This window comes from Sphingopyxis sp. (assembly GCF_035250425.1).
GTDB lineage: Bacteria > Pseudomonadota > Alphaproteobacteria > Sphingomonadales > Sphingomonadaceae > Sphingopyxis.
Genome location: NZ_DATFFD010000033.1, coordinates 1 through 8084, shown reverse-complemented (window position 1 = coordinate 8084; position 8084 = coordinate 1). Strand labels below are relative to the sequence as shown.

At 66.2% G+C, this 8084-nt stretch carries 13 protein-coding genes; 6 read left to right on the top strand and 7 right to left on the bottom strand.

The features are described 5' to 3' along the window. Window positions 1-164: 164 nt before the first annotated feature. Complete coding sequence (locus VJ811_RS02445) at window positions 165-809, bottom strand: DUF2726 domain-containing protein (protein ID WP_324070684.1); 645 nt, start codon at window positions 807-809, stop codon at window positions 165-167. 87 nt (window positions 810-896) lie between these two features. Here VJ811_RS02445 and VJ811_RS02440 point away from each other — a divergent pair, with 87 nt between their 5' ends. The 3 genes from VJ811_RS02440 (at window position 897) to VJ811_RS02430 (ending at window position 2738) form a co-directional block, all read left to right on the top strand. Next, on the top strand, window positions 897-1205 hold the full coding sequence (locus tag VJ811_RS02440) for a hypothetical protein (protein ID WP_324070683.1): 309 nt from the start codon (window positions 897-899) through the stop codon (window positions 1203-1205). A 78-nt stretch (window positions 1206-1283) separates the two neighbouring features. After that, a complete protein-coding gene (locus VJ811_RS02435; RefSeq protein WP_324070682.1) occupies window positions 1284-1823 on the top strand; it encodes a hypothetical protein in 540 nt (179 codons plus the stop codon). A gap of 93 nt (window positions 1824-1916) precedes the next feature. Further along, a complete protein-coding gene (locus VJ811_RS02430) occupies window positions 1917-2738 on the top strand; it encodes a ThuA domain-containing protein (RefSeq protein WP_324070681.1) in 822 nt (273 codons plus the stop codon). On the opposite strand, the gene VJ811_RS02425 is transcribed toward VJ811_RS02430, so the two are convergent. The 3 genes from VJ811_RS02425 to VJ811_RS02415 are packed head-to-tail and all read right to left on the bottom strand — an operon-like array spanning window position 2735 to window position 4508. Further along, window positions 2735-3133 carry a DUF1801 domain-containing protein gene (locus tag VJ811_RS02425; protein ID WP_324070680.1) on the bottom strand — a complete coding sequence of 133 codons (399 nt, stop codon included), beginning with the start codon at window positions 3131-3133 and terminating at the stop codon, window positions 2735-2737. The two genes, VJ811_RS02430 and VJ811_RS02425, sit on opposite strands and share 4 nt — an antisense overlap. A 10-nt stretch (window positions 3134-3143) precedes the next feature. Then, a complete protein-coding gene (locus VJ811_RS02420) occupies window positions 3144-3572 on the bottom strand; it encodes a DUF1801 domain-containing protein (RefSeq protein WP_324070679.1) in 429 nt (142 codons plus the stop codon). Between the two features lie 57 nt (window positions 3573-3629). Next, a complete protein-coding gene (locus tag VJ811_RS02415; RefSeq protein ID WP_324070678.1) occupies window positions 3630-4508 on the bottom strand; it encodes an arylamine N-acetyltransferase in 879 nt (292 codons plus the stop codon). Window positions 4509-4713: 205 nt separating this feature from the next. Here VJ811_RS02415 and VJ811_RS02410 point away from each other — a divergent pair, with 205 nt between their 5' ends. The 3 genes from VJ811_RS02410 (at window position 4714) to VJ811_RS02400 (ending at window position 6706) form a co-directional block, all read left to right on the top strand. Further along, window positions 4714-5568, top strand: a complete 855-nt coding sequence (locus VJ811_RS02410; protein ID WP_324070677.1) for a hypothetical protein — start codon at window positions 4714-4716, stop codon at window positions 5566-5568. Between the two features lie 26 nt (window positions 5569-5594). Continuing rightward, window positions 5595-6053, top strand: a complete 459-nt coding sequence (locus VJ811_RS02405; protein ID WP_324070676.1) for a nuclear transport factor 2 family protein — start codon at window positions 5595-5597, stop codon at window positions 6051-6053. A 65-nt stretch (window positions 6054-6118) separates the two neighbouring features. Further along, window positions 6119-6706, top strand: a complete 588-nt coding sequence (locus VJ811_RS02400; RefSeq protein ID WP_324070675.1) for a hypothetical protein — start codon at window positions 6119-6121, stop codon at window positions 6704-6706. Here VJ811_RS02400 and VJ811_RS02395 read toward each other — a convergent pair. The 3 genes from VJ811_RS02395 to VJ811_RS02385 form a co-directional block, all read right to left on the bottom strand. Next, window positions 6703-7131, bottom strand: a complete 429-nt coding sequence (locus tag VJ811_RS02395) for an OsmC family protein (protein ID WP_324070674.1) — start codon at window positions 7129-7131, stop codon at window positions 6703-6705. The two genes, VJ811_RS02400 and VJ811_RS02395, sit on opposite strands and share 4 nt — an antisense overlap. Before the next feature lie 63 nt (window positions 7132-7194). Further along, window positions 7195-7398 (bottom strand): DUF2061 domain-containing protein, encoded by a 204-nt coding sequence (locus VJ811_RS02390; RefSeq protein ID WP_324070673.1) that lies wholly within the window; start codon window positions 7396-7398, stop codon window positions 7195-7197. Window positions 7399-7468: 70 nt separating this feature from the next. After that, entirely contained in the window at window positions 7469-7816 is a 348-nt protein-coding gene (locus VJ811_RS02385) for a DUF962 domain-containing protein (RefSeq protein ID WP_324070672.1), read from the bottom strand. Window positions 7817-8084 lie beyond the last annotated feature (268 nt).

The window sequence follows — 8084 nt, the reverse complement described above, 5'->3', positions numbered from 1 at the left end:
GGCTGATTTCGTTCCCGCGTGGCAGCGTCGGGGGTGGAGAGTTGCCGCTACGCCCCTCACCTTCGTCATCCCGGACTCGATCCGGGATCCACGGCAGCGCCGAAGTCATGGACCCCGGATCGAGTCCGGGGTGACGACTCGGAACGGCTAAGCCGACCCCGCGGCTAGGCCGCCCCCCGCCCCACCAGCTTCCGGACCATCGCCCGCACCTCGGCGGGCGTATCGCCGCTGACCACCTCGACATAGCCGATACCCGCGCGGCGCAGCGCCTCGCGTTTCACCGCGTCGCGCGCGGCGGTGTTGTCGCTCAGATGATGCCCCTTGCCCTGCATTTCGACCGCGTGGAGCGGGCGGCAGTCGGCATCGACGATCAGCAGGTCGACGCGCTTCGAATTGACGGCAAAAAAGGCCGCCTCGTCCGGGCTCGCCAATATCTCGCCCAGCGACACCTGCCCCATCGCGCGCCAGCCGGGGCTTTCCTCGGCCAGCGCCCTGTCGAGCACCGTCAGCAGGCGCCGCTCGCCCTGATTGAGTAACGGCCGCGCGGTGAACGGCGCCTCCATCACCACGCGCAATTGCTCAGCGGCAGTCGCGACCGGATCGGCGGGCTTCGGCGGCGGAGCAATCGGCACGACCTTCGCCTTGCCGCCCGTCCAACGTCCGCGGCCCTGGCGCTTTTGCCATCGCTCGCGCCGCTCCGCGCGCTTCCAGCCTTCGACAATCCGCTCGGCCCCGACGCCGATCAGCGCGCCCACCGCCAGCACGAGTGCCAGCAGCAAGGGCTTGTCGATCAGGGCGGCGATCTCCATCGGCATGGCCCGCGATATAGCCGGGCGATGGTTATCATTGCGTAACCCTGCATTGCCAACCCCCACCCCCTGGCATATTCTCCCTCCATGTCGCACCCGTCGAACATCGTCTATTGCACCGGCCCCGGCGATCCGCACGCGCTCGACGGCATTTCGGTCCGGCATCGGACGGGCGACCTCGATCTGCTGTGCCCGGTGTGCAGCGGGCATGGCCAGTGGAACAGCCAGATCGACCTCGTCAGCCACCGCTCGATCCGCGTCCCCTGCCCCAAATGCGACGGGCGCGGCTGGATCGAGACCGGGGCCGACATGGTCCCCAGCCACGACATCGCGCTGTCGCCCGACGGCCAGCCTCAATGGGTAGTGCGGCTCGATCCCTCCGACGATACCGAATGACCCCCGCGGCGCACCGGATCGACTCGCCCGCTTGTCGCCGATAGAATGACAGCGGTTACCAACTCAAGGAGAGCAAGGATGCGTGGACGGATCTGGCTGACGGCGGGCGCGCTGCTCGCAATTGCAGGTTGCGGCAAGGCGGAGGTGCCCCCAGCGCCCGAAAAATCGGTGCTCGCCGACGGACCCGCGGCCGACATCAGCGAGATCGCCGCAGCCGACCTGCCGCCGGGGGTGCGCGACGCCGTGCTCGCCAAGGTTCCCGGCATGACAATCGCCGAGGCCGAGCGCAAGGAGCGGGGCGGCATGATCTTCTACGACGTCGAGGGGACGCGCGCCGACGGCAGCGCGGTCGAGCTCGACCTGATCGAGGAGGCGGGTAAATACCGCGTCGTCGAGATGCAGCGCGACATCGCCTGGGCCAGCGCGCCCGCCCCGGTGCGCGCCGCCGCCGGCGCGGCGGCCGACGCATTCACCCCGGCGCGCGTCATCGAAAGCACGCAGGAGGACGGCACGATCGTCTATGAACTGTTCGCGCCGGGCAAGACCGACGAGCCCGCCGCCGAGGTGAACTGGAAGGACGGCAAGGCGATGCTGCGTACCGAGCGTAACGCATATTGAAGCCGATGACCGGCGCGGCGCGCAGGAGAGAAGCCGCGATCACCGGCTGACCGCCCAAAGAGGGCGGCAGGGAAGCAAAAGGGAGAGCCGTCCATGACCGCCGCCAAGCTCGCCGCCGCGCTGCTGCTCGCCTTGCATACGGCGGCGGTGCCGACCGCCCCCGATCCGCACCGCCCCGCGCCGGCATTCGACAGCGTGCCGCCCGAACTGCCCGCGCTCACCCGCCCCGCGGTGCTGATTGTCAGCAAGACCAACGGCTATCGCCACGACAGCATTGCTGAGGCGGTGCCTGCGATCGAGCGGCTCGTGAAGGTGCGCGGCTGGAGCAGCTTTGCGACCGAAAATGCCGCGGTCTTCAACCCGGCGAGTCTCGCGAAATTCGACGTCATCGTCTTCGCCAATGCCAGCGGTGACATCTACACCCCCGATCAGCGCGCCGCATTTCAGGCATGGATCGCGCAGGGCGGCGGCTTCGTCGGCCTGCATAGCGCGGGCGATGGCAGCCATCCGGACTGGTTCGTGAAGATGCGCGGCAACGGCAAATTCACCGGCCACCCCGGCGGCGCCGACCAGTTCCAGGCGGCCGAGCTGATCGTCACCGATCGCACCCACCCCGCGACGCGGGCGCTACCCGAGCGCTGGCGCTGGACCGACGAATATTACAGCTGGGACGCCCCGCCCGCCGCCGACGCGCACATCCTCGCGCGGCTCGACGAGGCCACGCTGCGGCTCGACCCCAAATATAGGATGGGCGATGGCCATGCGCTGGTCTGGTGGCGCTGCGAGGGCCGTGCGCGCATCTTCTATTCGGCGCTCGGGCACAGCGCCGAGGCGTGGGCCGACCGTGCGCATCTGAAGATGATCGACGGCGCGATCGGCTGGGCCGCGCGCCGGGAAGAGACGGGCTGCGGTTAGGCTTTCCTGGCCCGCGCCGGCTTTTCGAGATTCGCCTCGACCGCCGCGCGGATCAGCGCCTTGAACGCCGCCTCATCCACGCCGTCACCCTCGAACAGGTCGATCGCGCGCCGCATGTTGCCGTCGAGGCTCGAATTGAACAGCTTCTTCGGATCGGCGAGCGCCGCGCCCTTGGCAAAGGTCAGCTTGACCTTGTCCTTGTACGTCTCGCCCGTGCACAAAATGCCGGCATGCTCCCACACCGGCACCCCCGCCGGGTTCGACGGCTTCTGCCACTTCACCGCTTCCTCGACTTCCGGATCGGCAGCGTGAATCAGCGTGCGCAGCTTCGCCAGCGTGTCGCCGCGCCAGTCGCCCAGCCCCGCGATCTTCGCGTCGATCAAATCCGCCGCCATCCCGTCCTCCTCACATCTTCTCGCCGGGCAGCGCCGCCGCCTGTTTCACCCAATCCGCAAACTTCGCCTCGTCGACCGGCTCGTCTTCATGGATATGGAAATAGCGCGTGTCGCCGCTCTTCGACGCGACCGGCGGCACCGGCGTCAGCGACTGACCGCGAAAGAAGGCGACCTTGATATATTTGTCGAAGCAATGGATGCTCAAAAACCAGTGCGCCGGCTCCGCGCCCTGCCCCGGCGGACCATAAAAGGGCGAGTTCCATTTGACCGCCTTCGCGACGCCGGGAACGATCGTCTCGATCAGCTTGTCGAGCCGCCGCCAGACGCCCGACTTCCACCCCGGCATCGCGGCGATATACGCCTGCACCGGCACGTCGCCATAACCTTTCGCTATTTGCGGGTTGCCGCCCGACAGCATGACGGGTGCCTTGTCGGCCATGGAATCGCGCTCCCTTCTTTCACCGCCAAAAGAACGCGATAGCCGCGGCGAGTCAAGCTAGCCCGCGATCTCCGCCGTCGCGGCCCGCTCGATCGCGGCGCGCCAATGCGGCCGCACGGGCAGCAGGAAGATCTCGGCCAGCGCGCGCTCGATCTCGTCGGCGGTCAGGTAGCGCCGGTCGATACGGCCGTCGGTCAGCCGCGTCGTCAGCCGGTTGTCGCGCAGCCCATAACGCGCCTCGGCGGTCGTCCGCGCCGCGATCAGCTGGCGGCGGAAATGCGAGTCCGGATGCGCCGATGTGTACCAGTTGCCGATCTCATAATCGATCGCGGGCGGCGATACATGGTCGAGCCGGTACAGCGTCCGCCATTCGCCCTCGATCGACGCCGCAACCTGCCACACGTCGCCGGTCCGGACGATGCGATATGTCTCGTGCCGCGTCGATTGCGACTCCTCGCTGTCCATCGCGAGCGGTTGCGGCGGCACCGTCGCGCCGAACCCGACATCGGTCAGCCAGGGCCGGCCGTCCAGCATCACCCGGACCACCATATGCGTGCGCGGGGTCGGCGGCGCATCCTCGGGCAGCATCCAGCGCACGCGCCCGATCAGCCCCTCCGCGTCAAACCCGATCGCCTTGAGCACGCGCAGGAACAGGCCGTTCTGCTCGAAACAATAGCCGCCGCGCCGCTGGCCGATCAGCTTCGCGTCGACGGCGTCGGCCCCGATGTCGACCCCAGCGCCGGTCAGCGCGTCGATCCCCTCGAAGGGAATCGCGGCGATATGCGCCGCTTGTAACGCCGCGAGCACCTCCATCGTCGGCGCCACCGTCGCGGCATAGCCGATCCGGGCGAGATAGCGCGGCAGAAAGGCTCCATCCGACGCAACCGCATCGAAATCACCCGAGTCGGAAGAAGGGGCAACGGGATAGTGCAGCATGGACAAGGCTCCGTTCACGAATCATCTGTCCCGCCCTTATGAAAGCTCAACCCCGATTGAGGTCAAGCACAGATGCGGAAGGCGGCGGACCCGTCCCGTAAAGCATCATCATCTTGGTAACTTAGCCATTGCAGGCGGCCACGCGCTGCGGCAGACGCATCACACAACATAAGTCGCATAACATGAACATTTCAGGGAGCCCCTCATGCGCACCACGACTTATTCCCGCCTCGCCATCGCGCTCGCGCCGGCCGCGATCCTCCTTACAGCAGGCACCGCCAACGCCGCGACCTGCGAGGAAGCCTTCGTCAAAAAGGGCAATCCGATCACCGGGCTGCGCTTCACCGCCGCGGTGACCGTCGCCGACCTGCCCCCCGCGGTCGCGATCGGCCAGATGCGCGGGCTCGTCGCCGCCAAGGGTTATGACATCATGGCCGACGAGGCCGAATATGGATCGATGCTGATCGAACAGCCGATGACCGGCACCGTGCGCGCCTTCCCGATCCAGATCACCGCGACACAGACCGGCGGGATCGGCACCATCGTGATGGAGGCCAAGCTACGCGCCGGACAGGCGACCAAGGCCGATGCCGCGATGGCTGAGATGTGCGGCATGCTGAATCAGGTCAAGGGCGGCAAGGCGGGCGCCGCCGCGGCGAAGAAGGGCGCGACCGCAACGACGGTGGCGGCCGCGCCGGTGAAGATGAATTCGCTCAGCTTCTCGCAGCAGGTGTCGAAGGATACCGAACGCAATTCGGCGGGCATCCTCACCCGCTACAAGGGCAAGCAGTTCACGATCGACGGGCTCGTCGATTATGTGACGAAGGACGGCAAGGATTTCCGCGTCGGCTACAAGATCCCCCAGCCATATGAACAGGCGATCCGCCTGCCCAACCAGGCGCCGTTCAAGACCGACATCGTCTGTTATATGGCGCCTGGACAGGCCGCTTATTCGCTCCAGCTGAAACCCAACAAGAGCATCAAACTGACCGGCACGGTCGAGGATTTCGACGAATATAAGCATGTCATCTGGCTGAAGGACTGCCGTCCGGCGCAATAACCGGCGGCGTACAACGGAGAAAAGCCATGCGAGCGATGATCGCGGCGGTGCTGGCATTCAGCATGGTGCCGGTCGCCGTCGCCGCCGATGCGCCCGCGAGCGAGGTCGCGGACCTCCGCGCCTTCGCCGACGCCTTCGACGCGGCGCAGATTGCACAGGACCGCGCCGCGCTGGGTCGCATGGTCGCCGACGATCTCGTCTTCATCGACGGCAGCGGAAAGCGCTACGGCAAGGCGTTCTTCATCGACGGCTGGACCGGCGCCGACGACGATTATGACGCGGTCACGCTCAGCGACCGCGTCATCCTCCCGCTCGGCAAGGATGCGGGGCTCGCGAGCGCCGAGACGATCCTTTCGGGTCGCTCGGCGGGCACACCCTTCCGCGTCCGCATTCGCTTCACCGATATTTTCAAGCGCCACGGCGACAGCTGGCAGGCGACTTATATCCATGTAACACGGATGGCGCTCGACGCGCCGACGCTCTGACGCAGGATTCGACTCGCGCGTGAAATGAGAACATAATAGGAACATTGATCCGATTCGGAGGATGGATGATGGACCCGATGTTCCGCTATTTCCTGGGGTTTCAGGTGACCGCCGACCGCGCCGGCTGGCTGGCGCGCCAGTTGCCGCCGGTGTCAGGCGACCTCTTCGCGGGTCTCAAGCCGCAACTTTATCATCTGACGCTGTGCACGATCGCCGAAACGATGGAGCCGCTGCCCTTCCTGCCCGGCCAGGTCGCCAGGGCATTCAAAGCCGGCCTTCCGGCGGCGAGCCCGATACCCTTTGGGCGCATCGTCTCGCGCGGCGCCGGGGCCGAGCTGATCACCGCCGGCAGCGTCGCCGCGATCCGCCAGACCTATGAAGCCATCGTCGCCCGTCTCGCGGCCCAAGACATCGAGCCGATGCACCGCAAGTCCGGCCTCCGGCCGCACATCACGCTCGGTTATGGGACATGCGAATTCGACCCCGTCCCGGTCGCATGGAATTGGACGCCGCGCGATCTGGTGCTCATCGAAAGCCATATCGGCCATCGCCGCCACCGCGTGCTGCAAAGCTGGCCGCTGGAAGCTCCGGCGCAAGGCAGTTTCGCCTTCATGGCCGACGAACTGCCTGCGCCGATGCTCCGCGCCGCTTAGCCCTCCAGGCTATGCTCCAGCGTAATTTCGCAGTTGAGCAGCTTCGACACCGGGCAATTCTTCTCGGCCTCTTCGGCGATCTTGGCGAATGCGTCGGCGCCGATGCCCGGCACCTTGCCGGTCAGCGTCAGCGCCGATTTGGTGATCGTGAAGCCGCCATCCTGCTGCTCGAGCGTCACTTCCGCGCTCGTCTCGAGCGTGTCGCCCGAATAGCCCGCACGCGCGAGACCGAACGACAGCGCCATGGTGAAGCACGCCGCGTGCGCCGCGGCGATCAACTCCTCGGGATTGGTCCCGGGCAGGCCCTCGAAGCGCGTGCCGAACCCATAGGGCTGCTTGTCGAGCACGCCCGACTTGGTCGTGATCGACCCCTTGCCCTCCTTGCCAAAGCCTTCGTAGCGGGCGGATGCGCGATTGACGGTCATGGTCGTATCTCCTTGGGTGGGTTCGAGGGGAGCAAACGGAAAAGGCGGCCCGGGACTCGCGCCTCAGGCGGAGAGCAGCTTAGGCCTGGCGCCGACACGCTTCCACGCCTTTTCATGAAAGAAGAATGCGACCGCATTGATACACGGCTCGACGATCGCGATCCCGCCCGCCAGCGCCGCCGATCCGGTCATCACATAGGCGACGCTGAACCCGATGGTCAGGTGGATCGTGAGGTAGGTGAAGGTCTTGATCAGGTCGGTGGGCATGGCGCATCTCCGCGGGGGCAAGGCACCAAATTAAGAATGATTCGCAACAAGTGCCAGTGGGCGCCGTCGGTCAGTCTGATCGATTTTCCCGCAAAACCCCTGCGCGATCGAGCTCCGCCCCCAACCGCCCGGTCAGCCACAGCCCCCACATTTTGAAATCGGCGGCCAGGCTCCACAGCGGATAGGCAAAGGTCGCCGGCCGATTCTTCTCGACCCCGAAATGCGCGACCCACGCAAAGAAATAGCCCGCCAGCGGCAACGCGATCAGCCAAGCCCACCGCCCCGTCAACAATGCCGCAACCGCAATCAGCACGACGAGGCTGGTCCCGACATAATGCAACCCCCGCGTCGAAGCCTTGCTATGCTCGCGCAGGTAAAAGGGCCAGAATTCGACAAACCTGGTGTAAAGCCGGGGCATCGAGGGAGGATGCGGCGGTTTCGCAGGAGCGTCAAGCCGGCGCCGGCAACGTCGGCTTTGGGGTGGGGAGCGGACGTTCCCAACCCTCGTCATTCCCGCGAAAGCGGGAACCCAGAGCGCGCGTAGACTGACCCCGCACTGGGTTCCCGCTTTCGCGGGAATGACGAGTTATAAGATACGAAGCGTCGCTTTTCGGTCGATTTGAGCCATGCCTCTCTTCCCGCTCGTGTCGAGCGAAGTCGAGACACCCATCGACGCATCGCCTAGC